This is a genomic window from Cupriavidus pinatubonensis (assembly GCF_019602855.1).
Lineage (GTDB): Bacteria > Pseudomonadota > Gammaproteobacteria > Burkholderiales > Burkholderiaceae > Cupriavidus > Cupriavidus pinatubonensis.
The window spans coordinates 1148726-1173990 of record NZ_CP080767.1; the positions used below are offsets into that span (position 1 = coordinate 1148726).

Here is a 25265-nt window from a genome sequence, read left to right on the forward strand (position 1 = left end):
GCAGCGATACAAGCGATCAGCGGTCCCCCTGAAAAAGGCAGTCATAACGATGAGCACCCCACATTTCCCCATCTACATGGATTACTCGGCCACCACGCCGGTGGACCCGCGCGTGGCGGACAAGATGATTCCGTACCTGCGCGAGCAGTTCGGCAATCCCGCGTCGCGCAGTCACGCATATGGCTGGGAAGCGGAGCGTGCGGTGGAAGAAGCACGCGAGCAGGTGGCCGCGCTGGTCGGTGCCGATCCGCGTGAAATCGTGTGGACGTCTGGGGCGACCGAATCGAACAACCTCGCGATCAAGGGCGCCGCGAACTTCTATTCGGGCAAGGGCAAGCACCTGATCACGGTGAAGACCGAGCACAAGGCCGTGCTCGACACCACGCGCGAACTGGAGCGCCAGGGCTTCGAGGTGACCTACCTCGACGTGAAGGAAAACGGCCTGATCGACATGGATGTGCTCAAGCAGGCCATCCGCCCGGACACGATCCTGGTGTCGGTCATGTTCGTGAACAACGAGATCGGCGTGATCCAGGACATCGAGCAGATCGGCGAGATCTGCCGCGAGAAGGGCATCATCTTCCATTGCGACGCCGCGCAGGCGACCGGCAAGGTGGTGATCGACCTCAACAAGCTGAAGGTCGACCTGATGTCGTTCTCGGCCCACAAGACTTATGGCCCGAAGGGTATCGGCGCGCTGTACGTGCGCCGCAAGCCGCGCGTCCGCATCGAGGCGCAGATGCACGGTGGCGGCCATGAGCGCGGCATGCGCTCGGGCACGCTGGCCACGCACCAGATCGTCGGCATGGGCGAAGCGTTCCGTATCGCCCGCGAAGAAATGGCGACCGAGAACGAACGCATCCGCATGCTGCGCGACCGCCTGTGGAATGGCCTGAAGAGCATGGAAGAGGTCTACCTGAACGGCGACCTCGAACAGCGCGTGCCGCACAACCTGAACGTCAGCTTCAACTTCGTCGAAGGCGAGTCGCTGATCATGGCGATCAAGGACGTGGCCGTGTCGTCGGGCTCGGCCTGCACCTCGGCCTCGCTGGAGCCGTCGTACGTGCTGCGCGCACTGGGCCGCAATGACGAACTCGCGCACAGCTCGATCCGTTTCACGGTCGGCCGTTTCACGACCGAGCAGGAAGTCGACTACACCGTCGAACTGCTCAAGAACAAGATCGGCAAGCTGCGCGACCTGTCGCCGCTGTGGGAGATGTTCAAGGACGGCGTCGACCTGAATTCGATCCAGTGGGCCGCGCACTGAGCGTTCGCCGGATCCCCCAAGAATAAAAGCAAGACCCCCGTAAAAGATACGCAAGAGGTAAGCAAAATGTCATACAGCACGAAGGTTCTCGACCACTATGAAAACCCCCGCAATGTCGGTTCGTTCGACAAGAACGACGACGATGTGGGTACCGGCATGGTCGGCGCCCCGGCTTGCGGCGACGTGATGAAGCTGCAGATCAAGGTGAACGAGGCCGGCGTGATCGAAGACGCCAAGTTCAAGACCTATGGCTGCGGCTCGGCCATCGCGTCGTCGTCGCTCGTGACCGAGTGGGTCAAGGGCAAGACCGTCGACCAGGCCCTCGAGATCAAGAACACCCAGATCGCCGAAGAACTGGCGCTGCCGCCGGTCAAGATCCACTGCTCGATCCTCGCTGAGGACGCCATCAAGGCGGCTGTCGAGGACTACAAGAAGAAGCACCCGGCAGCTGACCAGAAGGCCGCCTGAGTTTCTTGGGTTCCGAAAGAAGAAGGAAGACGCAACGATGATCACGATGACCGAGAAGGCCGCCAGGCACGTGGCCCGTTACCTGGAACGCCGTGGCAAGGGCGTGGGCCTGCGCCTGGGCGTGAAGACCACTGGCTGCTCGGGCCTGGCCTACAAGCTGGAGTACGTCGACGAGCTGCACCCTGAAGATGAGGTGTTCGAGTCGCATGGCATCAAGGTCATCGTCGACGCCAAGAGCCTGCCGTATATCGACGGCACCGAACTCGACTATGCGCGCGAAGGGTTGAATGAAGGTTTCCGCTTCAACAACCCGAACGTCAAGGACGAGTGCGGCTGCGGCGAATCGTTCACGGTCTGAGCGCTGGCTGGTAAGGCACCGCATGGAACGCAGCATCGTCGGGTTCCATCGGGATGAGGAAGGCGACTGGGTCGCCGAACTCGATTGCGGTCACGGGCAGCACATGCGACACAACCCGCCCTGGCAATTGCGGCCGTGGACGAACACGGAGCAGGGCAGGGCGGCGCGGCTTGGCGCCGTGGTGAACTGCCTCAAATGCGATCGCAATGAACCGCCGGCCGAATGGGCGCAGTTCACTCAAGGCGCCGGACGCGGTTGACGTGAATGCACAAGGGGGCGGCGCGGCCGCTCCTTTTTGTTGGGGAAGCTTTGAAAGACGATTTTTTTGCGCTGTTCGGCCTGCCGGTGCAGTTCGGCGTCGATGAAGCGGCGTTGGACGCCGCGTATCGCACCGTGCAGTCGCAGGCACACCCGGACCGCTTTGCCAAGGCGGGCGAGGCTGAGCGGCGCGTGGCCATGCAGTGGGCCGCGCATGCCAACGAGGCTTACCGTACGCTGCGCCAGCCGCTCAAACGCGCGATCTACCTGCTGGGACTGCGCGGCGTGGACGTGCAGGCGGAGAACAACACCGCCATGTCACCCGCGTTCCTGATGCAGCAGATGGAGTGGCGCGAGGATCTGCAGGACGCCGTCGAGTCCCGTGATGTCGATCGCCTTGATGGCTTGCTGCGCGGCCTGCGCCAGGAAAAGCGCGAGCGGCACACCGCGCTTGGCAAGCTGCTCGATGCCGGAGACAACGAAGCCGCAGGCGCGGCGGTGCGGCAGCTGATGTTCATCGAGAAGATCGAACACGATACCAGCGAGGCGATCGACCGGCTGGAAGGGTAGTCCCGGCACGTTTGGCGGGGCCATGTGACAATGGCGCCCGTCGCGAAAGCCGCCTGTGCGGCGGACATCATCGCGCACGAGAAAGCGAAGAATCATCATGGCACTGCTCCAGATTTCCGAACCCGGCATGTCGCCGGCGCCCCATCAACGCCGGCTGGCCGTTGGCATCGACCTTGGCACCACCAACTCGCTGGTGGCGGCCGTGCGCAACAGCATTCCCGAAGTCCTCGGCGACGAGCGCGGCCGTGCGCTGCTGCCCTCGGTGGTGCGCTACCTGCCGGACCGTACCACGCATATCGGCTACCGCGCCCAGGACGAGGCGGTGCGCGATCCGAAGAACACCATCGTTTCGGTCAAGCGCTTCATGGGCCGTGGCCTCAAGGACGTGGCCCATAACGAGCACAGCCCCTACGACTTCGTCGATGCGCCAGGCATGGTGCAGATCAAGACCGTGGCCGGCGTGAAGAGCCCCGTGGAAGTCTCGGCTGAGATTCTTGCGACGCTGCGCCAGCGCGCCGAAGATTCGCTCGGCGATGACCTCGTCGGCGCCGTCATCACCGTGCCGGCCTATTTCGACGAGGCCCAGCGCCAGGCCACCAAGGACGCCGCACGCCTGGCCGGGCTGGAAGTGCTGCGCCTGCTTAACGAGCCCACCGCGGCAGCCATTGCCTATGGCCTCGACAATGCGTCCGAGGGCATCTATGCGGTCTATGACCTCGGCGGCGGCACCTTCGATATCTCGATCCTGAAGCTGACCAAGGGCGTGTTCGAAGTCCTGTCCACGGGCGGCGACTCCGCGCTCGGTGGCGACGATTTCGACCAGCGCCTGCTGTGCTGGATCGTCGAGCAGGCAGGCCTGCAGCCGCTGTCGGCGCAGGACATGCGCCTGCTCATGGTGCGCGCGCGCGCCGCCAAGGAAGCGCTGTCGGAAGGCGACAGCACGGTGATCGACGCGGTGCTGGACTCGGGCGAGATTGTGCACCTGACGCTGACTGACGAAATCTTCGACAGCATCACCGCGCATCTCGTGCAGAAGACGCTGGCGCCGGTGCGCAAGGCGCTGCGCGACGCGGGCGTGACGCCCGACGAAGTCCAGGGCGTGGTGCTGGTCGGCGGCGCGACGCGCATGCCGGCCATCCGCAAGGCAGTGGGCGACTTCTTTGGCCAGCCGCCGCTGACCAATCTCGACCCGGACCGCGTCGTCGCGCTCGGCGCCGCCATGCAGGCCAACCTGCTGGCCGGCAACCATGCGCCGGGCGAGGACTGGCTGCTGCTCGACGTGATTCCGCTGTCGCTCGGCGTGGAAACCATGGGCGGCCTGGTCGAGAAGATCATCCCGCGCAACAGCACGATTCCCGTGGCGCGCGCGCAGGAGTTCACCACGTTCAAAGACGGCCAGACCGCCATGGCGATCCACGTGCTGCAGGGCGAGCGCGAACTGGCCAGCGACTGCCGTTCGCTTGCACGCTTCGAGCTGCGTGGCATCCCGCCGATGGTCGCTGGCGCGGCGCGCATCCGCGTGACCTACCAGGTCGACGCGGATGGCCTGCTGTCGGTCACTGCGCGCGAGACGCACTCGGGCGTGGAATCGTCGGTCACCGTGAAGCCGTCGTATGGCCTGGCCGATGACGACATCGCGCGCATGCTGCAGGAAGGCTTCCGCGAGGCCGAACACGACATGAAGAGTCGCGCGCTGGCTGAAGAGCGCGTCGAGGCCGACCGCCTGGTCGAAGCCACCACGCGTGCGCTGGAGACCGACGGCGACCTGCTGTCGGCCGACGAGCGTGCCGCGGTCGAGGCGCTGATCGCCTCGGTGCGCGAGATCGCCACCGGCGAGGATCATCACGCCATCAAGGCTGCCGTCGAGACGCTGTCGCGCGGCACCGACGAATTCGCCGCCCGCCGCATGGACCGCTCGATCAAGAGCGCGCTGGCCGGGCGCAAGGTGCAGGAACTCGGCTGATCACCGGCTCCCGTATCGCACAGCATCAATACCAGGACACGACATGCCACAGATCATCGTTTTGCCCCACGCCGAATACTGCCCGGAAGGGGCCGTGATCGAAGCCAAGACCGGCGTCAGCGTCTGCGACGCGCTGCTGGCCAACGACATCGACATCGAACACGCGTGCGAGAAGTCGTGCGCCTGCACGACCTGCCACGTGATCGTGCGCGAGGGCTTTGACTCGCTCAACGAGGCCGAGGAAAAGGAAGAAGATCTGCTCGACAAGGCCTGGGGCCTCGAGCCCCATTCGCGCCTGTCGTGCCAGGCCATCGTCGCCGACGAGGATCTGACCGTCGAGATCCCGAAGTACACCATCAATCACGCGAAAGAAGGCCACTAAGGCCCGGAGAATTCCATGAAGTGGACCGATACCTACGACATCGCCGCGGCGCTGTATGACAAGTTTCCCGACGTGGACCCCGTGACGATCCGCTTCACGGACCTGCGCAAGTGGGTGCTGGAACTGGACGGCTTCAGCGACCTGCCGGAGCGTTCGGGCGAAAAGATTCTCGAAGCGATTCAGGCCGCCTGGATCGAGGAAACGAGCTAAGCCGCTGCCTCATCGTCAGAAGCGATAGCCGACACCGGCGAGGAAGAGGTCGGCATCGCGGTCATAGCCGGTGATCACGCGGTTCCACGACAATCGGCCGAGCCAGTGGTCGCTAAGCCGGTAACTGGCCGACAAGGTCAGCAGGGCAGACCAGCGTGAGGGCGAAATCTCCGCGTCGGGTCCGCGGACATGCAACGTGGTCGCGTAATACGGGCCCGCGCCAACGCCAAGCGTCAGCCGGTCGTCAAAGAAGCCCCCGTTCAGCCACGCCTGCGCCGCTACGCCGCGGCGCTGAACCAGATCGGAGCTGCTTTCCGAGAAGTAGCTGATGGTTCCTTCCACGCCCCGCCAGAATCCGTGCCGGTACTCCACCGCCGCCGCGAAGCCCGTTTCCGATTCGAAGCTGTTCACGATTCTGGCGCCCAGGAACACGGTCAACTCATCGCCGGTCAGCGCCGTGATACGCGTACCTGCAATGAAAGGCCCGTCGCGCCGGCCATGATCGAGCTGGTAGCCGACGCCAAGCAGGGCCGTGTTCGAGCTGAAGCTTGACCAGGCCCGCGTGCGGTTGTAGCGCGCCTGCACCATCCAGGGGCCACCATTGACATACCAGGTCGCGGCCGCGCTGGCCTGCAGTGCGGCCCCATGGTGGTTTCGGTAGCTGCCATCGTCCTGTGCTTCGGTGGTATCGAAAAACAGGTACGGACCTGCGCCGACGGAAAGCGCAAACTGGCGGCCCGGAGTCAGCCAGCGCCACCATAGCTGGGCGCTGTGGCCGTCCCGATGGTGGCCGCTCACGTGTCCTTCGTTCAGGTAGGTGTAGGTTGCGTACCAGTTGTCAGTGAGGTTCTGCTGGTAGCTGTAGGCATAGACCGCGCTGCCGTCATCGTCACCATGGATCGGCGGGTTGGTGTGGGCCCCGCCCATCAGCAGGAGCTCTTGCCCATGTGCCGCATGTTGCATCATGGCTAGCAGCAGTGCGCCAGCCAGGGGCGCGGCACGCTGCCAGATCCTTCGGGTCCTGCGGTTGGCGCATTGCATCTCGAGGATTCCGATGAGCCGGGGACGCTCAGAAATCATAGCAAAGTGCAGCAATGGCAGCCGGGGCCGGGCGGTGCGTGTTTGTTACGGAATATTCGCGCCCCCCAACTTCGAACGCGGTGTTAGCTGCCTGTCGACGTGTAATGGCGCACCCCCACGCGCCATGCACCGAGGGCCGCCGCCAAGAAAACAAAGCCCGCCAGCGGCGACACCAGTCCCAGCCACGCCGGCGCGCCGAGCGGATCGGCCTTGCCCAGGATGGCGAGCACCGGGTAGTAGGCAACGCAAGCTAGCGGGACGGCAAAGGTAAGGACATGGCGGAACCATCGCGCGTACAGCGCCATCGGGTATTGCGCGGCCTCCACACCGCCGTACGTCAGGACATTGGCAATTTCCAGGCTTTCGATCGTCCAGAACGACAGCGTGCCCTGCACCACCAGGATGCCCAGAAACAATGCGACGCCACCGGCGAGAGCGAACAAGGCCATGGCGACCGATGCCGGCGTCCACGCGATGCCAGCCTGTACGGTCGCAAACGCTATCACCGCGAGCCCTTGCAGCAATCGTCCGAGCCGGCTGACGCGCACGTCGTAGCCCATCAGTTGCAGGGCAAGCGGACGCGGCCGCAGCAGCAAGCGGTCGAAGTCGCCAGTGCGCAGCAACGTGGTACCGAGCACGTCGAAACCGCGTCCAAGCGCATCGGCAATCGCGAACATGCAGTTCACGAGGCCGAAGAACAGCGCGACTTCGCCGATTTTCCAGCCCTGCACATCGCCGAAGCGGTGAAACAGTGCCCACACTGCGACCATCTCGATGCCCGTGACCAGGAACTGCCCGAAGGTCAGCATCATGGCCGAGCCGGGATAGCGTGCCTGGCCGCTTAGCGAGGCCGTCACGAGGCGGGCGAACAATGCCAGGGAATTCATGCGCGTCACCCACCTTGCACTTCAAGCCGGCGCATCGTGCGGCCCATGGCAGCGTGGCCGGTTGCCACCAGCAGCATGATCCACAGGCATTGCAGACCCAACGCGGTGAACATCTGCGCGCCGCCGAGTTGCCCGAAATAGATGCGTGCCGGGATGTCCATCACGCCGGCCAGCGGCTGCGCCAGCAGCGCCGCCTGCCAGGCATCGGGCAGCAGCGCCAGCGGCAACAGGTTTCCCGACAACACGATGACCACCGGCACCGCAAGCGTATTGATGCCCCGTTCATTGAGTGCCGCTGCGGCCGCGATATTGAGCAGCATCACGAGCGATGTGGACAGCAGCAGGGCCAGCAGTGCCGACGCGATGAAACCCATGCCCGCGGCCAGACCCGCCGGCGGCTCCCAGGCCCAATCGCCGAGTCCGACAATGGGCAGCAAGACGCCGGCGAAGGTGAGCATCATCGTCACGCGTGGCAATACGCGCGCTGCCGTCCAGCCCGCGGTGCGTGCAAACCACAACGCGTAGGCATTGACCGGCCGCAGCCGGTCGTACGCGACGGCGCCCGTGCGCACGGCTTGCGCTACTTCAGGATCGCCGCTCCATGGCAGCAGCGCCAGCAGTCCTTGCGCCAGCCAGGTATAGGTGATGACCTGACCGAGCGTGAGCGGGGCCTCACGCGTGGAAGCGCTGCCATAAAACGCCGCCAGCACCATGATCTTGATGCCGCCCCACCAGCACTGCGTAAAAAAGCCCGCGTAGGCCGCCAGCCTGTACTGCAGCATCTGCAGGAACCGCGACCGGAACGCGGCCAGATAGGGGCGCGCGAGCTCGCGCGGCGCCATCATGGCTCAAGCCTCCGCTGCGCCGTGCATCGCGTAGAAGCGCGCGATGACGGCTTCGATGGCCATGCCCTCGTCTTCTGCGTCGTCGGGCAGGCCATCATCGAGACGGCGTGCGGCCAGCACCTGCTGCCGCAAGGCCTCGACGTCGCAGTCCGCCAGCACGCGTCCGTGGCCGATCACGATCACCCGCCGTGCGAGTGCCTCGATGTCGTGCATGTCGTGCGTGGTCAGCAGCACCGTGGTGCCGCGCTCCCGGTTGGCACGCCGGATAAAGTCGCGAACTGCGAGCTTGGACGGGGCATCGAGGCCGATGGTCGGCTCGTCGAGGAACAGGATGTCGGGCTCGTGGAGCAGGGCGGCCGCGATCTCGGCGCGCATGCGTTGGCCTAGCGATAACTGGCGTACGGGCTGGTCGAGCAGTCGTTCGAGATTCAACAGCGCCACCAACTCGTCGCGCGTGCGGCCAAAGCGAACCGGGTCGAGCCGGTAGATATCGCGCAACAGTGCGAACCCGTCGCCGACCGGCAGATCCCACCAGAGCTGCGTACGCTGCCCGAATACCACGCCGATACGGGCGACATGGCGCTCGCGGTCGTCGAACGGAACGCGGCCGTTGACTTCGACACGGCCGCTATCGGGCCGCAGGATACCCGAGAGGATCTTGATGGTCGTCGATTTGCCTGCGCCATTCGGACCGATGAAGCCGAGCAGTTCGCCGCGCTCCAGTTCGAACGACACACCAGCCAGTGCCTCGACCGTGCGATAGCGTGGGCGAACCAGCGCGCGCAGCGCGCCGAGCACGCCCGGATCGCGTTCGTGGATACGGTATGTCTTGCGCAGTTGACTGACTAGGATCTGTGGCATGGCTGCGGCGCGAGAAGGGCGGGGGATTATACATGGGGTGCATCTGGCAGCACACGTCTGATCCCTTAGCTTTTAATATTCCCGATCATCGGATCAAAAGAAAAACCCCGCCATAGAGGCGGGGTTCTTGCTGTTCAGCGTCGTATTTCCTTGCGGCCGCGCTCAGCGCTCAGTCTTCGCGGCGCAGGTGCGGGAACAGAATGACGTCGCGGATGTTCGGGCTGTCCGTCAGCAGCATCACCAGTCGGTCGATACCGATACCGCAGCCGCCCGTCGGGGGCATGCCGTATTCCAGCGCGCGAATGTAGTCGGCGTCGTAGTACATTGCCTCTTCATCGCCGGCGTCCTTCTGCTCGACCTGCTTGCGGAAACGATCGGCCTGGTCTTCTGCGTCGTTGAGCTCCGAGAAGCCGTTGGCGATCTCGCGGCCCGTGATGAACAGCTCGAAGCGTTCGGTGATGCCCGGCACTGTGTCCGATGCACGTGCCAGCGGCGAGACTTCCACCGGGTAATCGACGATGAAAGTCGGCTCCCACAGCTGGCTTTCCGCGGTCTCCTCGAACAGCACGAGTTGCAGCGTACCGATGCCTGCATTGAGGAACTGCGGCGCGCTGGTGTTCACGCCAAATTTCTTCAGCTCGGTGCGCAGGAAATCGGCATCGGCCAGTTGCGCGTCGGTGTATTGCGGCGCGAACTTTTGGATCGCCTGGCAGATGGTCAGGCGGTGGAACGGCTTCGACAAGTCCAGCTCGCGGCCCTGGTAGGTCAGCACCGCGGTACCGCTGGCGTCGATGGCGGCCTGGCGGATCAGGTTCTCGGTAAAGTCCATCAGCCAGCGGTAGTCCGTGTAGGCCGCGTAGAACTCCATCATCGTGAACTCGGGGTTGTGGCGCGGGCTCACCCCTTCATTGCGGAAGTTGCGGTTGATCTCGAACACGCGCTCGAAGCCGCCGACGATCAGGCGCTTCAGGTACAACTCCGGCGCGATGCGCATGAACATCTGCATGTCCAGCGCATTGTGGTGCGTGATGAACGGCTTGGCCGCGGCGCCGCCCGGGATCGGGTGCAGCATCGGCGTTTCGACTTCCATGAAGCCGGCGTCGGACATATGGCGGCGCAGCGATGACATGGCCTTGGTGCGCGCGCGGAAGGTGTTGCGGGTTTCCGGCGAGACGATCAGGTCGACATAGCGCTGGCGGTACTTCATTTCCTGGTCGGCCAGGCCGTGGAACTTGTCCGGCAGCGGGCGCAGCGACTTGGACAGCAGGCGCAGTTCCTGCACCTGCACGGACAGCTCGCCCTTGTTGGTGCGGAACAGCACGCCGCGCGCGCTGATGATGTCGCCAAGGTCCCAGTGCTTGAAGGCGGCGTAGACGTCTTCACCAACCTTGTCGCGCGTGATGTAGAACTGGATCTGGCCGCTGCCATCCTGCACGGTGGCGAAGCTTGCCTTGCCCATGACGCGCTTGAGCATCATGCGGCCGGCAATGGCGACTTCCACCGGGGTCGCTTCCAGCGCGGGCTGGTCGGTCTCGCCGTACTGCTCGTGCAGCGCGGCGGCCTGGTGGGTCGGGCGGAAATCGTTGGGGAAGGCCACGCCTTGCCGGCGCAGGGCCGCCAGTTTCTCGCGACGCTCGGCGATGATCTTGTTCTCGTCTGCGGCGGGCAGCTCTGCGGTCGGAGAGGCCGGTGCGGCCTGGGCGCGGTTGGGTTCAGTCATGATGTCTTGTCGGATCGCACGCGGCGTACCGCGCGCGGGTTCAGTATGGCTTCAGTAATTGCGCAGGTCGTCCAGCTCGGTGCTGCCGAAGTCCGGGCGATGCAGATAGGCGATGATACGGCCGGCGGTGTCCTCCGCCGAGGCGAGCTGCTGGTTCGCCTTCAGGTCGCGGAAACGCTCCACGCCGGCAAAGTCGGCATTGCGGATGGTGGCCTGCATGCCGGTATCGACTACGCCCGGCGCCAGCGACACCGCGCGTACGGTGCGCGGCTCCGGCGTATGGGCGTACTCGGCGTTGACCGAGCGGATGAACATGTCCAGCCCGGCCTTGCCGGCGCAGTAGGCGCTCCAGCCCTCGATCGGGCGGCGTGCCGCACCGGACGAGATCGCGAGCACCTTGCGCGGGCAGTTGAACTTCTCGGTGCGATCGAGGAACGCGCCGGTCATGATCATCGGCGTGGCCAGGTTCGTCAGCAGGTGCGGCAGCAGCGTGCCTTCCTGCAGGCGCGACACGGGGCCAATCGGCTCGACCACGCCGGCATTCAGGATCAGCGTGACGCTGGCGGGCGGGTCCTGGCTTTCCAGTACGCTGGACAGCCAGCCCGCGGCCGACGCGGGTTGCGACAGGTCCTGCAGGTGCCAGGCTACCGGCACGCCGCTCATGGTGGCGACACGCTCGAGTTCCTGGTTGCGGCTGCGCGCCACGCAAACCAGGCGGTTGCCCGGCACTAGCAGCGCATTGGTCAGTGCCGCGCCGAGCCCGCGAGAGGCGCCGGTGATGATGTAGAGGTGGTCTGCTTCGCTCATGGTGCCCCAGTTGGAGGAGCCGCCGCGCCGGGCGGTGAGTCGTTGGCGGTTGCGGTCGGCCATGCCCGCATGGCGGGCACGGCAGCGGCCTTACAGTCCCTGCTTGAGGCTGGCCTCGATGAACGGGTCCAGGTCGCCGTCCAGCACCTTCTGGGTGTTGGACATTTCGACGTTGGTACGCAGGTCCTTGATACGGCTTTGATCCAGCACGTACGAACGGATCTGGTGGCCCCAGCCCACATCGGTCTTGCCGGCTTCGAGCTTGTCGGCTTCGGCCTGGCGCTTGCGCATCTCGTGCTCGTACAGGCGCGACTTCAGCATCGACATGGCCTCGGCACGGTTGCGGTGCTGCGAACGGTCGTTCTGACACTGCACGACGATGCCGGTCGGGATGTGCGTGATACGCACGGCCGAATCGGTCTTGTTGATGTGCTGGCCGCCGGCGCCCGAAGCGCGGTAGGTATCGACGCGCAGATCGGCCGGGTTGACCTCGACCTCGAACGAGTCGTCGACTTCCGGGTATACGAACACCGACGAGAACGACGTATGGCGCCCGCCCGACGAATCGAACGGCGACTTGCGCACGAGGCGGTGCACGCCGGTTTCGGTGCGCAGGTAGCCGAACGCGTATTCGCCTTCGATCTTGATCGTCGCACTCTTGATGCCGGCCACGTCGCCTTCGGACTCTTCGAGCACCTCGGCCTTGAAGCCCTTGCGCTCGCAGTACTTCAGGTACTGGCGCAGCAGCATCGACGCCCAGTCGCACGCTTCGGTGCCGCCGGCGCCGGCCTGGATGTCGATAAAGGCGTTGGCCTGGTCCATCTCGCCCGCGAACATGCGGCGGAATTCCATGCCGGCGACGATTTCCTCGAAGCCCTTGACGTCGGTCTCGATCGACTCGAGCGTTTCGTCGTCGCCTTCTTCCTTGGCGAGTTCAAACAGCTCATCGGCACCGTTGAGGTCGTCCGTGAGCTTGCCGAGAACGCTTACCACGCCCTCGAGTGCTTTCTTTTCCTTGCCGAGATCCTGGGCGCGCTTGGGGTTGTTCCAGACGTCCGGGTCTTCCAGCAAACCGTTGACTTCTTCCAGCCTTCCTACTTTGACATCGTAGTCAAAGATACCCCCGTAGATCTTCCGTCCGGGAACGGAGATCGGAGATGGCACCGGAGATGGCGTTGAGGCGTTCTGCTTCCATGATGATCCTGCGCTTCGAAAACCTTGAATTATAGCGGAATCGGGCCGTATTTCGGACCGCCGCGCGGCGCTGGCAGCCCATTCTGCCGCGAACGCGTGGCCCTTCGCATGGTCTATTTGGCGGGCTGTGTGGCGGGGGCAGCGATAATAGGGCCGTTACAGGCGCGCTGCACACACGCAAGTCGCCCCCCGGAAGACCATATCAACAGGGACGAATGACGCCAACAAGACAAGACTCCGCAGACACCGCCGGCCGCCGCCGGATGCTGGGATGGATGCTAGCCGCGGCCTCCGCGGCGCTGGCCGCCGGGTGCGGTACGATGTCCACCGAACCCGCGCCGGAAGGTTTTTACCGCGTGGAAAGCGGCGATACGCTGTATTCGATCGCGCGCAAACACCGCCGCAACGTGCGCGACCTGGTGCGGTGGAACAACCTGCCGAGCGCAGACCGCATCGAAGTGGGCCAACTCATCCGCGTCAAGCCGCCGGGTGCGGGCACGGCCACCGCATCAGCAGGCTCGTCGTCCCAGACGGTGACGGATACGCCACGCGTGGATGCCGGCGGCGAGTCGAAGCCGCCCTCGAGCGCGCCCCGGCTGCAGTGGCCTGCCGATGGCAAGGTCACCGCACGCTTCGCGCCGCCCGCGAGCAAGGGCCTGACCATCGCGGTGCCGCCGGGCGGCACGGTGAAAGCGGCGGCAGCGGGGTGGGCGATCCATGTCGGCGACCTGCGCGGCTACGGCATGCTGGTGATCGTCAAGCACAGCGACGACTGGCTGACGGTTTACGGCAACCTCGACAAGCCGCTGGTCAGCGAAGGCGCGCGCGTCGCCGCGGGCCAGGACGTTGGCCGCATGGGCAGCGCCGGCGCCGACCTGCATTTCGAGGTGCGCGGCAACGGCAAGCCGGTCGATCCGGCCAACTACCTGCCGGCGCGCGGCTGAACTGCCGTTACTGCGCGTGCTCGATCACGAGCTGCACGCGCGTGATGCCATTGAAGGTGTTGTTGTCGAGCCGGTAGGCGATCTGCGCGCTCGCGCCGAGTTCGTCGGCGTGGTTGAACCAGATCGCGTCGAAGCGCTGCTTGCCGCGCCCCAGTTGCAGCTTCAGGTGCTTGCCCTTGAGTACGCTCTGGCGCAGCACGTCGAACTCGCCGCAGAAGGTCGGCGCCGGAAAGCCCTGGCCCCACACCTGCTGTTCGAGCAGCGTGACGAATTCCGGACTGAAGCACTGGTCCTCGATATCGCCATCGGTCTCGATCACGCGCGCGAGTTGTTCGTCGCTGAGCCATTCCTTGCCGACGGCTTCAAACGCTTCTTGGAACTCGGCAAAGCGATCGGCATGCACGGTCAGGCCGGCCGCCATGGCGTGGCCGCCGAACTTGACCATCATGCCCGGGCAGCGCTTGGATACCAGGTCGAGCGCATCGCGCAGGTGGAAGCCGGGGATCGAGCGGCCAGAGCCCTTGACGGTGGTCTCGTCGCCGGGCGCGAACGTGATGGTCGGGCGATGGAACTTGTCCTTCAGTCGCGATGCGACGATGCCGATCACGCCCTGGTGCCACGTGTCGTTGAACACGCTGACCGTAAAGCGGGATGACGGATCGGGGCCGGCCAGCGGCTGCTCGAGGATCTGCAGCGCTTCCTGCTGCATGCCCGCCTCGATGTCGCGCCGCTCGCGGTTCATGCCGTCCAGTTCCTGCGCGATCTCCCAAGCGCGGTTGGCATCGTCGGTCAGCAGGCATTCGATGCCAAGCGACATGTCGGCAAGGCGCCCCGCGGCATTGAGCCGCGGGCCCAGCCCGAAGCCAAGGTCGAAGGTATTGGCGCGCGCGGCTTCCCGGCCCGCGGCACGGAACAGCGCTGCCACGCCCGGCTGCATGCGGCCCGCGCGCATGCGCTTCAGGCCCTGTGCGACCAGGATGCGGTTATTGGTGTCGAGCTTGACCACGTCGGCCACCGTGCCCAGTGCGACCAGATCCAGCAGCGTCTGCAGCGGCGGTTGGGTTTGCTGCGTGTAGACGCCGCGCTTGCGCAGTTCGGCGCGGAGCGCCATCAGCACGTAGAACATCACGCCCACGCCGGCCAGGTTCTTGCTCGGGAATTCGCAGCCGGGCTGGTTCGGGTTGACGATCACCGCGGCCGGGGGCAGTTCCGACCCAGGCAGGTGGTGGTCGGTCACCACCACGTCGATGCCGGCCGCGTTGGCGGCTGCGACGCCGTCGACGCTGGCAATGCCGTTGTCGACGGTGACGATCACATCGGGCTGCTGCTTCGCAGCCAGCGCAACGATCTCCGGCGTCAGTCCGTAGCCGTACTCGAAGCGGTTCGGGACGATGTACTCGACGCGCGCGCCCAGCATGCGCAACCCGCGCACACCGACCGCGCAGGCGGTCGCGCCGTCGCAGTCATAGTCGGCGACGATCAGCAGGCGCTTGCCTGCCGCGATCGCGTCGGCCAGGTACTCGGCGGCATGGCCGATGCCCTTCATGGCCGAAGGCGGTACCAGCCCCGGCAGTTCGGTGGAGAGTTCGGACGGCTGCGCCACGCCACGCGCGGACAGGATGCGGGCCAGGGTCGGGTGCAGGCCGGCGGCCGCCAGGGTATTGGCGTGCTCGGCGGAATAGGTGCGGATGGCAATCCGGGTCATGGGGCGTTCTGCTTCTCTTTGTGTGCGGGGCTCAGGCGGTGTAGGCAAGGTCGGACAGCAGCGCGCGCCAGTCGCCGCGCTGGCCCATGCCGCGCCAGAACTTGCGCAGGTCGGCCCGGCGCACCGTGAATTCGGCGAAGTGGTTCTCGCCGCCGAGCACGAGCGTGACAGCTTCGATACTGCCGTCGGCGAGCGCCTGAAGCGCCGGTACGAACCAGTCGGCGTCCAGCGCATGCATGCGCTCGATCCACAGGCCCCAGTCCTCGGCAATATGGGCTTCGGTGGCGCTGTCTAGCATGGCGAGGACCGCGCCGTGGGCCTGAATGCCGGTGAATCCGGCCGGCATGGCTGCAACCCGGCTGCCGCCTGCAAGTCCGAGGCCGGTCAGGAACGGATCGCCGGTCATGATGACGTCGGCCAGCTTGGGCACCGCCTGCATGGTGCCGCCGCCGTACAGCCAGACCGAATTGATGGGCAATTCGCCAGCCGCTTCACGTGCCTGGTTGACCGGATGGTCGAACCACGTCATCTGGATCTCGTTCTGCAACCGGCGCCAGTCGCGCGCGCGCTCGCCAGCCTGCAGCCAGATGTCGATATTGCGGCCGGTCGCCCGGAGCGGCGTGGTGGCGTCCAGCGGCCCGAATACGGCTTCGGGCAGGTACCAGCGCGCCGCGCAGGGCGCTTCGAGCGTGATGTTGGCTTCGCGCAGCAGCGGCTCGATCGCGGCGAACAGCGACGTGGCTTCTTCGTCACGTACGCGTAGCTGGTCGGGATGCATCAGCACAAGATGGTCGCGGGCCGCATGAATGTGCACGAGCTGCAGGCAGGTCCAGGCTTCGCTATCGGCCGGCGCCGCGCCGCCGCTGTCGGCCAGCCGCATATAAGGCGCCATCGGCACCCGGCCCGTATCGAGTCCCGCCTTGCCGGCGAGCCAGCGCTCATGCGGCAGGCTGCGCAGCCAAGGGTCGTCGTGCCGCTCGCGCTGGCCCGGCGCGGCCCGGGTCAGCAACTTTCCGAGCGCCGGCAACTCCAATTGCCGCAGCAGCGCGCCGGGCACGACATCGTCCGTGGCGTCGTCGCCGGCGCCGGGCGGGACGGAAAAGGGCACAATCAGGGTCAGGTGCGTCATCATGGTGGCGAGATTGTAAACTTCCGGCTGGCCGGCGCCAGCCTGGCGTGTGGCGCGGGACACCTGCGCCACCGCCCCGTGCGCTTTCCCGAAACAACAGGAACCCTCTTGAAATTTCCCTACGAGTGGCAGATTGGCTGGCGATACACCCGCGCAAGCAAGCGCGCCAGCCGCAATACGTTCATATCGTTCATCTCGATGATCTCGATGCTCGGCATCGCGCTGGGCGTGGCCGCGCTGATCGTGGTGCTGTCGGTGATGAACGGCTTCCAGAAGGAAGTGCGCGACCGCATGCTCTCGGTGCTGTCTCACATCGAGGTGATCGGCCCGTCGGCGCTGCCCGACTGGCAGCGCACCGCGGCAGAGGCCATGCGGAACAAGGAAGTCATCGGTGCCGCGCCGTACGTGGCCGCCCAGGCCATGCTCACGCGCGAGGACGCTGTGCGCGGCGTGCTGCTGCGCGGCGTGGACCCGGCGGAAGAACCGAAGGTCTCGGACATCGGCAAGCAGTTCAAGGCTGGCCATATGGAAAGCCTGCAGCCGGGTGAGTTCGGCATTGCGCTCGGCAATGAACTGGCCAACGCCATGGGCGTGCAGGTCGGCGACAAGATCACGCTGCTGGCGCCGCAGGGCACCATCACGCCGGCCGGCGTGTTGCCGCGGCTGAAGCAGTTCACCGTGGTCGGCGTGTTCTCTTCGGGCCATTTCGAATTCGACAGCGCGCTCGCGCTCGTCAATATCCGCGATGCCGAGACGCTGTTCCGCATGACCGGCCCGACCGGCGTGCGGCTGAAGCTCGCGGACATGCAGCGTGCGCCGCAGGTTGCCAACGAACTGGCCGGCACGATGTCGGGCGAGCTTTATCTGCGCGACTGGTCCAAGCAGAACCGCAACTGGTTCGCGGCCGTGCAGACCGAGAAGCGCATGATGTTCATCATCCTGACGCTGATCATCGCCGTCGCTGCGTTCAACCTGGTGTCGACGCTGGTGATGACCGTGACCGACAAGCAGGCTGACATCGCCATCCTGCGCACGATGGGCGCGCAACCCGGTTCGATCATGAAGATCTTCATCGTGCAGGGCGTGGCCATCGGCTTTATCGGCACGTTGCTGGGCGTCGCGGGCGGCACGCTGATCGCCACCAATATCGACGTGATCGTGCCTTTCATCGAGCGGCTGCTGCACGTGCAGTTCCTGCCGCGCGACATCTATTTCATCAGCGAACTGCCTTCGGACCCGCGTGTGAACGATATCGCCACCATCGGCATCATTTCCTTCGTGCTGGCCACGCTGGCAACCCTCTACCCAAGCTGGCGCGCCGCCCGCGTCAATCCGGCGGAGGCGCTGCGCTATGAGTGAAGCGATGCTGCAAGCCGATACGAAGCCCGTCACCGGGCAACAGCCGGGTACGCCGGTGCTGATGGGCGAAGGCCTGTTCAAGCGTTTCCGCCAGGGCGGGCTCGATGTCGAAGTGCTCAAGGGCGTGGACGTGCGCGTGGACGCGGGCGAGAAGGTCGCCATCGTCGGCGCTTCGGGCTCGGGCAAGAGCACGCTGCTGCATGTCCTGGGCGGGCTCGACAACCCCGACGCGGGTCGCGTGGCGCTGCACGGCAAGCCGTTCACGGCGCTGCGCGAGCGCGAGCGCAATGTGGTGCGCAACCGCTCGCTCGGCTTTGTCTACCAGTTCCACCACCTGCTGCCGGAATTCACGGCGCTCGATAACGTGGCCATGCCCATGCGTATCCGCGGGCTGACCCAGCAGCAGGCGCGCGATGCGGCGCAAGCCATGCTCGAGCGTGTTGGCCTGGGCGGCCGTTCGAAGCATCGTCCGGGCGAACTGTCGGGCGGTGAGCGTCAACGCGTGGCGATTGCGCGCGCGCTGGTCGGGCAGCCGGCCTGCGTGCTGGCCGACGAGCCGACCGGCAACCTCGACGATCACACCGCAGGCGGGGTCTATGACCTGATGCTGGAGTTGTCGCGCACGCTTGGCACCAGTTTTGTCATCGTCACGCACGACTTGGACCTGGCCGGCCGCTGCGACCGCGTACTGCGGCTGCGCGACGGGCACCTTCACCAGGAGCGGTGACCGCGTACGGCTATGTGGATCGACACCCATTGCCATCTCGATGCCCGTGAATTCGATGCGGATCGCGGCCGGGTTGCCGACGCCGCCGAGGCCGCCGGCGTAACCGGCATCGTTGTGCCGGCCGTGGCGGTGTGGAACTTCGACACAGTTCGCACGCTGGCCCGGCAGGATGAACGCTGCGTCTATGCGCTCGGCATTCATCCGCTATGCTCGCCGGGCGCGGCGCAGGCCGATGTCGATGCGTTGCGCAGGGAGGTGGCGGCCTCGATGTCTGATCCTCGCTTCGTCGGCATCGGCGAGATCGGACTCGACTTCTTTGTCGCCGGTCTCGATGTCGACCACCAGACCTGGCTCTACATCGAACAGCTCAAGATCGCGCGCGAATTCGACCTGCCGGTGCTGCTGCACGTGCGCAAGTCGCAGGACCAGGTTGGCGCGCAACTGCGCAAGCTCGGGGTGCGGCAGGGGATCGCACACGCCTTTAATGGCAGTCATGAGCAGGCACGCCGCTTTATCGACCAGGGGTTCAAGCTCGGCTTTGGCGGCAACGTGACGTTCAGCCGCGCGCGGCAGATCCGCCGGCTCGCCACCGAGTTGCCGCTTGACGCGCTGGTGCTGGAAACCGACGCGCCCGATATCGCGCCCGCGTGGCTGTCCGACGACCAGTTCGGGGAGCAGCACAAGGCCCGGAATACGCCTGCCGAAGTGGCTGGCGTCGCACGGGTACTTGGGGAGTTGCGAGAGATGGAGCCGGATGCTTTGGCGCAAGCCATGTGGCGCAATTCGGTCGCCGCGCTGCCCCGCCTGGCGGCATTCGCCGAGGCGATGGCGCCGGCCGGCGCCTGACATTTCCGACACCAACTTCTGACACGCTGACAAGCTTTTCACGGCAAGGCGAGGGTACAACGATGGCCCTCTGAACTTGCCGGGGAGCTTCGTGCGCCTGATCCTGCTGGGTTTCGTGGTCGGCTGCTGGGCCTTGCAGCGGCAGGGCTCGCTGCCTGCGTACAGCGCGCTGGGTTTCGCCTCTGCCGCACTCGCAATCCTCGTCGTCTGGCTGGTCCGGTACGGAGGCAACAAGCGGCTCGCACACGGACTCGCGATTCTGGTGGCGGTCTCAGTGGGCTTCTGCTGGGCGGCGTGGCGCGCGCATTCGCGCATGGGCGACTGGCTGCCCACGCAGCTGGAGGCGCGCGATATCGAGGTGACCGGCGTGGTCTCCGGCCTGCCTGCCGAACTGTCGCCCGGCGCCCGCTTTGCCTTCACGGTCGAGGCCGCGCAGCACGGCGAACACGTGCCGGCCCGCGTGCAGCTGAGCTGGCGCGAGGCCACGCCTGAGCTACGCCCCGGCCAGCGCTACACCTTCACGGTGCGCTTGCGTCGTCCGCGCGGGCTCGCCAATCCCCACGGTTTCGACTACGCATACTGGCTGCTGGCGCAAGGCTATGGCGCGACGGGTTACGTGCGTACCGTCCACAACGGGCCGCAGGAAGCGGCGCACGAACGGATCGCATGGCGCATCGGGGCGCAACGTGCCACGTTGCGCGACCACATCCGCGCCGCGCTGCCCGCGGACGCCCGTTTCGCGCCGGTGCTTGTGGCGCTCGTCGTCGGCGACCAGCGCGGCATCGATGGCGATGATTGGCTGCTGTTCAATCGCACTGGCATCGGCCACCTCGTCAGCATTTCCGGACTCCATATCACGATGATCGCGGGCTTTGCCGCGGGCCTGGTGCAATGGGCGTGGCGGCATTCATTCGGGTTAGGCCGCCGTCTGCGCCGGCCGTTGCCGCTGTGGTGTCCGGCGCGGCAGGCGGCGCTCGTTGCGGCAGTGCTCGCGGGGCTGGGATACGGCCTGATCGCCGGTCTGCAAATTCCGGCACTGCGTACGGTGGCCATGCTGTCCATCGCCGCGCTGGCCGCGTGGAGCGCTCGGACGCCACCGGCATCGATGGTGCTCGCGTGGGCGGCTTTCGTCGCGCTGCTGCTGGACCCGTGGGCGGTGACGCAACCGGGGTTCTGGTTGTCGTTCGGTGCGGTCGGCGTGATCTTCCTGGCGGCATCGCGTCCTCACGTGCCGGTGCGCGGGTGGTGGCCACGCATACGCGCGGCGCTCCTCTCCGCAGCGCGCACGCAATGGGCTGTAACGGTCGGTCTGGTGCCGCTGACGTTGCTGCTCTTCCGGCAGTTTCCGGTCATTTCCCCGATTGCGAATGCTGTTGCCATTCCCGTGGTCAGCATGTTCGTCACGCCGCTTGCGCTGCTCGGTGCGGTGGTACCGATGACGCTGGCCGCGCCATTGCTGGTGTTGGCGCATGGGGCGCTGGCGTGGCTGGTGCTTGTGCTGCAGTGGCTGGCATCGTCCGAGTGGGCGGTCTGGGAGACGGCGCAGGCCGGCGTGCTGGAAACGGTGTTGGCGCTGGCTGGCACGCTCATCCTGCTGGCACCTGCCGTGTTCGGATTGCGCATACGGCTGCACGGGGTGCTGTTGATCCTGCCTATGGTGGTCGCGCGCGGCGACGATGTGGCGCATGGCGAATTCCGGGCCGCGATGCTCGATGTCGGGCAGGGCACCGCGGTGCTGGTGCAAACGCGCGCGCACGCCTTGCTTTACGACGCCGGGCCAGCCTATGCCTCCGGGGGCAGCGCCGGAGCGCAGGTCATCGTGCCCTATCTGCGCGCGTTCGGCATACGCAGGCTCGACCATTTGATGGTCAGCCACGAAGATGCCGACCACGCGGGTGGCGCGCGCCACGTCATCGATGCCGTGTCCGTCGATATCCGGTCCACGGCCGCGCCGGCCGGCCATGCGCTGCTTGGCAAGGCCGATTGGGTGGCATGCGTGGCGGGCGAGCACTGGGAGTGGGATGGCGTCCATTTCACGGTGCTGCATCCCGACGCCGGGCAATCGCGCGATGCGGCGATCGGGAGCAATGCGCGCAGCTGCGTACTGCGCGTGGACAACGGCCGCCATAGCGTGCTGCTGACTGGCGATATCGGCAAGGCGGAAGAGCGTGAACTGGTCGAGCGGATACCTGCGGAGAGGCTGCGTGCCGATGTCCTAGTCGTGCCGCACCATGGCAGCGGCACCTCATCCAGTTCCGAGTGGCTCGCGGCCGTCAGTCCCGGCGCGGCGGTGTTCCAACTTGGCTACCGCAACCGTTACCAGCATCCGCGCGCCGATGTCTGGCAGCGCTATGGCGATGCCGGCATCCTGCGCTACCGCACGGACGAAACTGGCGCGGTCACGATGGTCACGCAGGGCGGGGCCTACTCGATGGAAGCGTTTCGCCAGACCGAGCGTCGCTACTGGCGTGAGGCGCCTGCGGCGCCGCGCTAGCGCAAGCCGGCGTCAGCTCGCGGTGCGAGCGCGTGCAGGCGACGCCGTCTTGCGCCGGGGCGCCGGCTCTGGCGTATCAGCTTCCTGTGGCGCCCGCGCCGGCTCGGCGCCGCCAATGCGGCGCTCGCGCAGATGGGCCTTCGCGCGCTGCAGGCCCGCGGCGACGGTGTCGGCGCGTTCCAGCGCCACGCCGGCCGCAAGCACGTCGCCGAGCACGAGGTGGCAGATGCGCGAGGTCATCGGCGTATAGACCTCGCTGTCCTCCTCCACATCCGAGAACACGCAGACATCGGCCAGCTTCGCGAGCGGTGAGCCGCTGTGCGTGAGCGCCAGCACGCTGGCGCCGCTCGAACGCGCCAGCGTGGCGGCGGTCAGCATGTCCCACGTGCGGCCGCTGTTGGACACCAGTACTGCCACGTCGCCAGGCCCGAGCAGCGCGGCGGACATGCTGAATACGTGCGGATCGGAGTAAGCCGTGGTCGGCATGCCCAGCCGGAAGAACTTGTGCTGGATATCGAGCGCGACAATGCCGGAATTGCCGCAGCCGTAGAACTCGATGCGGCGCGCACCGGCCAGCAGGCGGATGCCATGCTCGATCTGGTCCGCCGACAGCGCATTGCGCACGCTCATCAGCGTGGCGATGGTGCGGTCGAACACCTTGCCGGCAATGTCGGCCGGGCCGTCTTCGGCCTTCACGTCCTGGTGGACGAACGGCGTGCCGCCGCCTACGTTTTGCGCGAACTGCAGCTTGAATTCACGGAAGCCGTCGTAGCCCAGCGCCGCGCAGAAACGCGCAATGGTCGGCTGCGACACGCCGGCCCGCTCGGCCAGTTCCGGCATCGAAAGCCGGATCACGCTGGCGCCGTGGCGGGCCACATAGTCGGCCAGGCGGCGTTCGGACGGGCGGAGCGTGTCGTAGACGGCAAGGATTCGGTCGCGCATGACGGTGGCGGGTGTCGCCGGCATAAATGGGAATGTAGATATTCTACAATCCGAAGGGCTGCGGAACACAGATGATTCTGTTGTTCTGTCGCTAGGGATTTCCCGTATTCAAGGGGGTTACTGAGTGATTGTGATGTAAGCAAGGCTGCGAGTGAGGTTTTTCTGTCGTTATAATGTAGAAAATCTACATGCCAGAGGCGGTCAGTCGCCCGGGTTTCTAAAGGAACGTTCATCCATGCCCCACGCCGTCCATGCCGAAATCCTTGCCGTAACCCGGCGCATCACCGAGCGCAGCCGCGCCAGCCGCGCGGCCTACCTGGCGCGCTGCGAACGCGCCCAGGCAGAGCTTGGCCCGCTGCGCGGCCTCTCGTGCGCTAACCTGGCCCACGGCTTTGCCGCGCTGCCGGCGCATGACAAGCTGAAGCTTCGCGTCGAACACGCGCCGAACCTCGGCATCGTGACGGCCTACAACGACATGCTGTCGGCGCACCAGCCGTACGAGCGCTATCCCGACGTGATTCGTGAGGCCGCACGTGCCGTGGGCGCCGTGGCGCAGGTTGCCGGCGGCGTGCCGGCGATGTGCGACGGCATTACGCAGGGCAACCCGGGCATGGAGCTGTCGCTGTTCTCGCGCGATGCAATTGCCATGAGCACGGCGGTCTCGCTCTCGCACAACACCTTTGACGCCGCGGTGATGCTTGGCGTGTGCGACAAGATCGTGCCGGGGCTGGTCATGGGCGCGCTGCAGTTCGGCCACCTGCCGGTCGTGTTCGTGCCGGCCGGGCCGATGGCGAGCGGCCTCCCGAACAAGGAAAAGGCGCGCGTGCGCCAGCTTTATGCGACCGGCCAGGTTGGCCGCGAAGCCTTGCTTGAAGCCGAGTGCGAGGCCTACCACAGCGCAGGTACGTGCACGTTCTACGGCACCGCCAACAGTAACCAGTTCCTGATGGAAATCATGGGCCTGCACCTGCCCGGTGCAGCCTTCGTCCACCCGGACAGCGGCTTGCGCGATGCCCTGACCGCAGCGGCGGCGCAGCGCGCGCTGGCGCTGTCGGCGCGAGGCACTGAATACATGCCGATGGCGCGCATCGTCGACGAGCGTGCCGTCGTCAATGCGATGGTCGGCCTGCTGGCCACCGGCGGTTCCACCAACCACACCATCCACCTGGTCGCCATGGCGCGTGCCGCGGGCGTGCTGATCGACTGGGACGATTTCGACCGGCTGTCCGGCATCACGCCGCTGCTGGCGCGCGTGTATCCGAACGGCTCGGCGGACGTGAACCATTTCCACGCCGCGGGCGGCACGGGCTTTGTGATCGGCCAGCTTCTGGAGGCCGGGCTCCTGCACGAGGACGTGCAGACCGTCGCCGGCCCGGGTCTCGCGCGCTACACGCAGGAGCCGGTGCTGGCCGATGGCGTGCTGCGCTGGCGCGATGGCGCGAGCACCAGCGGCGACGCGCAGGTGCTGGCCACGGCGGCGGAGCCGTTCTCCGCCGAAGGCGGCCTGCGCCTGATGCAGGGCAACCTGGGGCGCGGCGTGATCAAGGTGTCCGCCGTGGCGCCGGAGCACCGCGTGGTCGAGGCGCCGGCGCGCGTGTTCGATTCGCAGGAAGCGCTGCAGGCAGCCTTCAATGCAGGCGAGCTCAACGGCGACGTGGTAGCCGTGGTGCGCTTCCAGGGACCCAATGCCAATGGCATGCCCGAATTGCATCGCCTCACGCCCGTGCTTGGTGCGCTGCAGGACGCCGGCCACAGCGTCGCGCTGGTGACGGACGGGCGTATGTCCGGTGCATCGGGCAAGGTGCCGGCGGTGATCCACGTCGGCCCCGAGGCGCTGGCTGGCGGCCCGCTGGCCCGGGTGCGTGACGGCGACCGCGTGCGTGTGGACGCCGTTGCCGGCACGCTTGCCTGGCTTGGCGATCCGGCGGAATTCGCCGCGCGTTCGGTCGCGCCCGCGCCGGACGATGGCTTCGCCCAGTTCAGCGTCGGCCGGGGGCTGTTCGGCCTGTTCCGGCGCCACGCGCGCAAGGCGGAAGAGGGTGGCAGCGCACTCGACCTGTCCGAAGCCGACGCCGTTCCCGCGGCGACGCATTCCGTCGCACAATAGTCGGGCCTGGGGCCTGTATCACCGCAATTTTTTTGAATCCCCGGGCGGCGCAGCCGCCGTCCGGCACCTGCGCGCCGTTTGCCAGCGCGCGGGCTACCGACAAGGATGGGGCAAACCATCCGACACCATGATCGATGGAGCA

The 25265-nt window shown here is 66.2% G+C and carries 24 protein-coding genes; 14 read left to right on the top strand and 10 right to left on the bottom strand.

Annotated features, from left to right (window positions below):
- Positions 1–43 precede the first annotated feature (43 nt).
- The 8 genes from K2O51_RS17790 (at position 44) to iscX (ending at position 5476) form a co-directional block, all read left to right on the top strand.
- Positions 44–1267, top strand: coding sequence for an IscS subfamily cysteine desulfurase (locus K2O51_RS17790; RefSeq protein ID WP_272956352.1), 1224 nt, complete (start codon positions 44–46; stop codon positions 1265–1267).
- A gap of 66 nt (positions 1268–1333) precedes the next feature.
- Positions 1334–1735 (top strand): Fe-S cluster assembly scaffold IscU, encoded by a 402-nt coding sequence (gene iscU / locus K2O51_RS17795; RefSeq protein ID WP_011297241.1) that lies wholly within the window; start codon positions 1334–1336, stop codon positions 1733–1735.
- 37 nt (positions 1736–1772) lie between these two features.
- Complete coding sequence (gene iscA / locus K2O51_RS17800; protein WP_011297242.1) at positions 1773–2093, top strand: iron-sulfur cluster assembly protein IscA; 321 nt, start codon at positions 1773–1775, stop codon at positions 2091–2093.
- Positions 2094–2115: 22 nt separating this feature from the next.
- A complete protein-coding gene (locus K2O51_RS17805) occupies positions 2116–2352 on the top strand; it encodes a DUF3565 domain-containing protein (protein ID WP_011297243.1) in 237 nt (78 codons plus the stop codon).
- A gap of 50 nt (positions 2353–2402) precedes the next feature.
- On the top strand, positions 2403–2921 hold the full coding sequence (hscB, locus tag K2O51_RS17810) for a Fe-S protein assembly co-chaperone HscB (RefSeq protein ID WP_011297244.1): 519 nt from the start codon (positions 2403–2405) through the stop codon (positions 2919–2921).
- A gap of 97 nt (positions 2922–3018) precedes the next feature.
- Positions 3019–4884: a Fe-S protein assembly chaperone HscA gene (gene hscA, locus K2O51_RS17815; RefSeq protein ID WP_140949038.1), complete on the top strand. Its 1866-nt coding sequence runs from the start codon at positions 3019–3021 to the stop codon at positions 4882–4884.
- Between the two features lie 43 nt (positions 4885–4927).
- Positions 4928–5266: an ISC system 2Fe-2S type ferredoxin gene (gene fdx, locus K2O51_RS17820; protein WP_011297246.1), complete on the top strand. Its 339-nt coding sequence runs from the start codon at positions 4928–4930 to the stop codon at positions 5264–5266.
- Between the two features lie 15 nt (positions 5267–5281).
- Positions 5282–5476, top strand: coding sequence for a Fe-S cluster assembly protein IscX (iscX, locus tag K2O51_RS17825; RefSeq protein WP_011297247.1), 195 nt, complete (start codon positions 5282–5284; stop codon positions 5474–5476).
- A gap of 15 nt (positions 5477–5491) precedes the next feature.
- On the opposite strand, the gene K2O51_RS17830 is transcribed toward iscX, so the two are convergent.
- The 7 genes from K2O51_RS17830 to prfB form a co-directional block, all read right to left on the bottom strand.
- Positions 5492–6517 (bottom strand): porin family protein, encoded by a 1026-nt coding sequence (locus K2O51_RS17830; RefSeq protein ID WP_245001924.1) that lies wholly within the window; start codon positions 6515–6517, stop codon positions 5492–5494.
- A 122-nt stretch (positions 6518–6639) separates the two neighbouring features.
- A complete protein-coding gene (locus K2O51_RS17835) occupies positions 6640–7443 on the bottom strand; it encodes an ABC transporter permease (protein WP_011297249.1) in 804 nt (267 codons plus the stop codon).
- Positions 7444–7448: 5 nt separating this feature from the next.
- Positions 7449–8285: an ABC transporter permease gene (locus K2O51_RS17840; protein WP_041679867.1), complete on the bottom strand. Its 837-nt coding sequence runs from the start codon at positions 8283–8285 to the stop codon at positions 7449–7451.
- Positions 8286–8291: 6 nt separating this feature from the next.
- The gene (locus tag K2O51_RS17845) at positions 8292–9149 is read right to left on the bottom strand and encodes an ABC transporter ATP-binding protein (RefSeq protein WP_011297251.1); all 858 of its coding nucleotides are present in this window, start codon (positions 9147–9149) and stop codon (positions 8292–8294) included.
- A gap of 169 nt (positions 9150–9318) precedes the next feature.
- Complete coding sequence (lysS, locus tag K2O51_RS17850) at positions 9319–10869, bottom strand: lysine--tRNA ligase (RefSeq protein WP_011297252.1); 1551 nt, start codon at positions 10867–10869, stop codon at positions 9319–9321.
- 51 nt (positions 10870–10920) lie between these two features.
- Positions 10921–11676 carry an SDR family oxidoreductase gene (locus K2O51_RS17855; protein ID WP_041679868.1) on the bottom strand — a complete coding sequence of 252 codons (756 nt, stop codon included), beginning with the start codon at positions 11674–11676 and terminating at the stop codon, positions 10921–10923.
- Between the two features lie 90 nt (positions 11677–11766).
- A protein-coding gene (gene prfB, locus K2O51_RS17860; protein ID WP_166486990.1) for a peptide chain release factor 2 occupies positions 11767–12871 on the bottom strand; the annotation gives its coding sequence in 2 pieces (ribosomal slippage) (positions 11767–12789 and positions 12791–12871; 1104 coding nt in all).
- Positions 12872–13085: 214 nt separating this feature from the next.
- Here prfB and K2O51_RS17865 point away from each other — a divergent pair.
- The gene (locus tag K2O51_RS17865) at positions 13086–13814 is read left to right on the top strand and encodes a peptidoglycan DD-metalloendopeptidase family protein (RefSeq protein ID WP_011297255.1); all 729 of its coding nucleotides are present in this window, start codon (positions 13086–13088) and stop codon (positions 13812–13814) included.
- Between the two features lie 7 nt (positions 13815–13821).
- Here the strand turns inward: K2O51_RS17865 and recJ are convergent, their stop codons facing one another.
- Entirely contained in the window at positions 13822–15519 is a 1698-nt protein-coding gene (gene recJ, locus K2O51_RS17870; protein WP_011297256.1) for a single-stranded-DNA-specific exonuclease RecJ, read from the bottom strand.
- A 31-nt stretch (positions 15520–15550) separates the two neighbouring features.
- Positions 15551–16651, bottom strand: a complete 1101-nt coding sequence (locus tag K2O51_RS17875) for a hypothetical protein (RefSeq protein ID WP_011297257.1) — start codon at positions 16649–16651, stop codon at positions 15551–15553.
- Positions 16652–16756: 105 nt separating this feature from the next.
- On the opposite strand from K2O51_RS17875, the gene K2O51_RS17880 reads away from it, so the two are divergent.
- From K2O51_RS17880 to K2O51_RS17895, 4 genes are all read left to right on the top strand, one after another.
- Entirely contained in the window at positions 16757–18007 is a 1251-nt protein-coding gene (locus K2O51_RS17880) for a lipoprotein-releasing ABC transporter permease subunit (protein ID WP_011297258.1), read from the top strand.
- On the top strand, positions 18000–18734 hold the full coding sequence (gene lolD / locus K2O51_RS17885) for a lipoprotein-releasing ABC transporter ATP-binding protein LolD (protein WP_011297259.1): 735 nt from the start codon (positions 18000–18002) through the stop codon (positions 18732–18734). The genes K2O51_RS17880 and lolD overlap by 8 nt, the downstream gene beginning before the upstream one ends.
- 12 nt (positions 18735–18746) lie before the next feature.
- Positions 18747–19580: a TatD family hydrolase gene (locus tag K2O51_RS17890; RefSeq protein ID WP_011297260.1), complete on the top strand. Its 834-nt coding sequence runs from the start codon at positions 18747–18749 to the stop codon at positions 19578–19580.
- 91 nt (positions 19581–19671) lie between these two features.
- Complete coding sequence (locus tag K2O51_RS17895; protein WP_220631457.1) at positions 19672–22074, top strand: DNA internalization-related competence protein ComEC/Rec2; 2403 nt, start codon at positions 19672–19674, stop codon at positions 22072–22074.
- A 12-nt stretch (positions 22075–22086) separates the two neighbouring features.
- Here K2O51_RS17895 and K2O51_RS17900 read toward each other — a convergent pair whose 3' ends face one another.
- Complete coding sequence (locus tag K2O51_RS17900; RefSeq protein WP_245001925.1) at positions 22087–23016, bottom strand: MurR/RpiR family transcriptional regulator; 930 nt, start codon at positions 23014–23016, stop codon at positions 22087–22089.
- Positions 23017–23251: 235 nt separating this feature from the next.
- Between K2O51_RS17900 and edd the strand changes: the two genes are divergently transcribed.
- Positions 23252–25123 carry a phosphogluconate dehydratase gene (gene edd, locus K2O51_RS17905; protein WP_011297263.1) on the top strand — a complete coding sequence of 624 codons (1872 nt, stop codon included), beginning with the start codon at positions 23252–23254 and terminating at the stop codon, positions 25121–25123.
- Positions 25124–25265 lie beyond the last annotated feature (142 nt).

Excerpts from the sequence above, each read along its gene's own strand:
- iscU (WP_011297241.1), top strand. The coding sequence starts at position 1,334 with ATGTCATACAGCACGAAGGTTCTCGACCACTATGAAAACCCCCGCAAT.
- iscA (WP_011297242.1), top strand. The coding sequence starts at position 1,773 with ATGATCACGATGACCGAGAAGGCCGCCAGGCACGTGGCCCGTTACCTG.
- K2O51_RS17805 (WP_011297243.1), top strand. The coding sequence starts at position 2,116 with ATGGAACGCAGCATCGTCGGGTTCCATCGGGATGAGGAAGGCGACTGG.
- hscA (WP_140949038.1), top strand. The coding sequence starts at position 3,019 with ATGGCACTGCTCCAGATTTCCGAACCCGGCATGTCGCCGGCGCCCCAT.
- fdx (WP_011297246.1), top strand. The coding sequence starts at position 4,928 with ATGCCACAGATCATCGTTTTGCCCCACGCCGAATACTGCCCGGAAGGG.
- iscX (WP_011297247.1), top strand. The coding sequence starts at position 5,282 with ATGAAGTGGACCGATACCTACGACATCGCCGCGGCGCTGTATGACAAG.
- K2O51_RS17830 (WP_245001924.1), bottom strand. The coding sequence starts at position 6,517 with ATGCAATGCGCCAACCGCAGGACCCGAAGGATCTGGCAGCGTGCCGCG.
- K2O51_RS17835 (WP_011297249.1), bottom strand. The coding sequence starts at position 7,443 with ATGAATTCCCTGGCATTGTTCGCCCGCCTCGTGACGGCCTCGCTAAGC.
- K2O51_RS17840 (WP_041679867.1), bottom strand. The coding sequence starts at position 8,285 with ATGGCGCCGCGCGAGCTCGCGCGCCCCTATCTGGCCGCGTTCCGGTCG.
- K2O51_RS17845 (WP_011297251.1), bottom strand. The coding sequence starts at position 9,149 with ATGCCACAGATCCTAGTCAGTCAACTGCGCAAGACATACCGTATCCAC.
- lysS (WP_011297252.1), bottom strand. The coding sequence starts at position 10,869 with ATGACTGAACCCAACCGCGCCCAGGCCGCACCGGCCTCTCCGACCGCA.
- K2O51_RS17855 (WP_041679868.1), bottom strand. The coding sequence starts at position 11,676 with ATGAGCGAAGCAGACCACCTCTACATCATCACCGGCGCCTCTCGCGGG.
- K2O51_RS17865 (WP_011297255.1), top strand. The coding sequence starts at position 13,086 with ATGACGCCAACAAGACAAGACTCCGCAGACACCGCCGGCCGCCGCCGG.
- recJ (WP_011297256.1), bottom strand. The coding sequence starts at position 15,519 with ATGACCCGGATTGCCATCCGCACCTATTCCGCCGAGCACGCCAATACC.
- K2O51_RS17875 (WP_011297257.1), bottom strand. The coding sequence starts at position 16,651 with ATGATGACGCACCTGACCCTGATTGTGCCCTTTTCCGTCCCGCCCGGC.
- lolD (WP_011297259.1), top strand. The coding sequence starts at position 18,000 with ATGAGTGAAGCGATGCTGCAAGCCGATACGAAGCCCGTCACCGGGCAA.
- K2O51_RS17890 (WP_011297260.1), top strand. The coding sequence starts at position 18,747 with ATGTGGATCGACACCCATTGCCATCTCGATGCCCGTGAATTCGATGCG.
- K2O51_RS17900 (WP_245001925.1), bottom strand. The coding sequence starts at position 23,016 with ATGCGCGACCGAATCCTTGCCGTCTACGACACGCTCCGCCCGTCCGAA.
- edd (WP_011297263.1), top strand. The coding sequence starts at position 23,252 with ATGCCCCACGCCGTCCATGCCGAAATCCTTGCCGTAACCCGGCGCATC.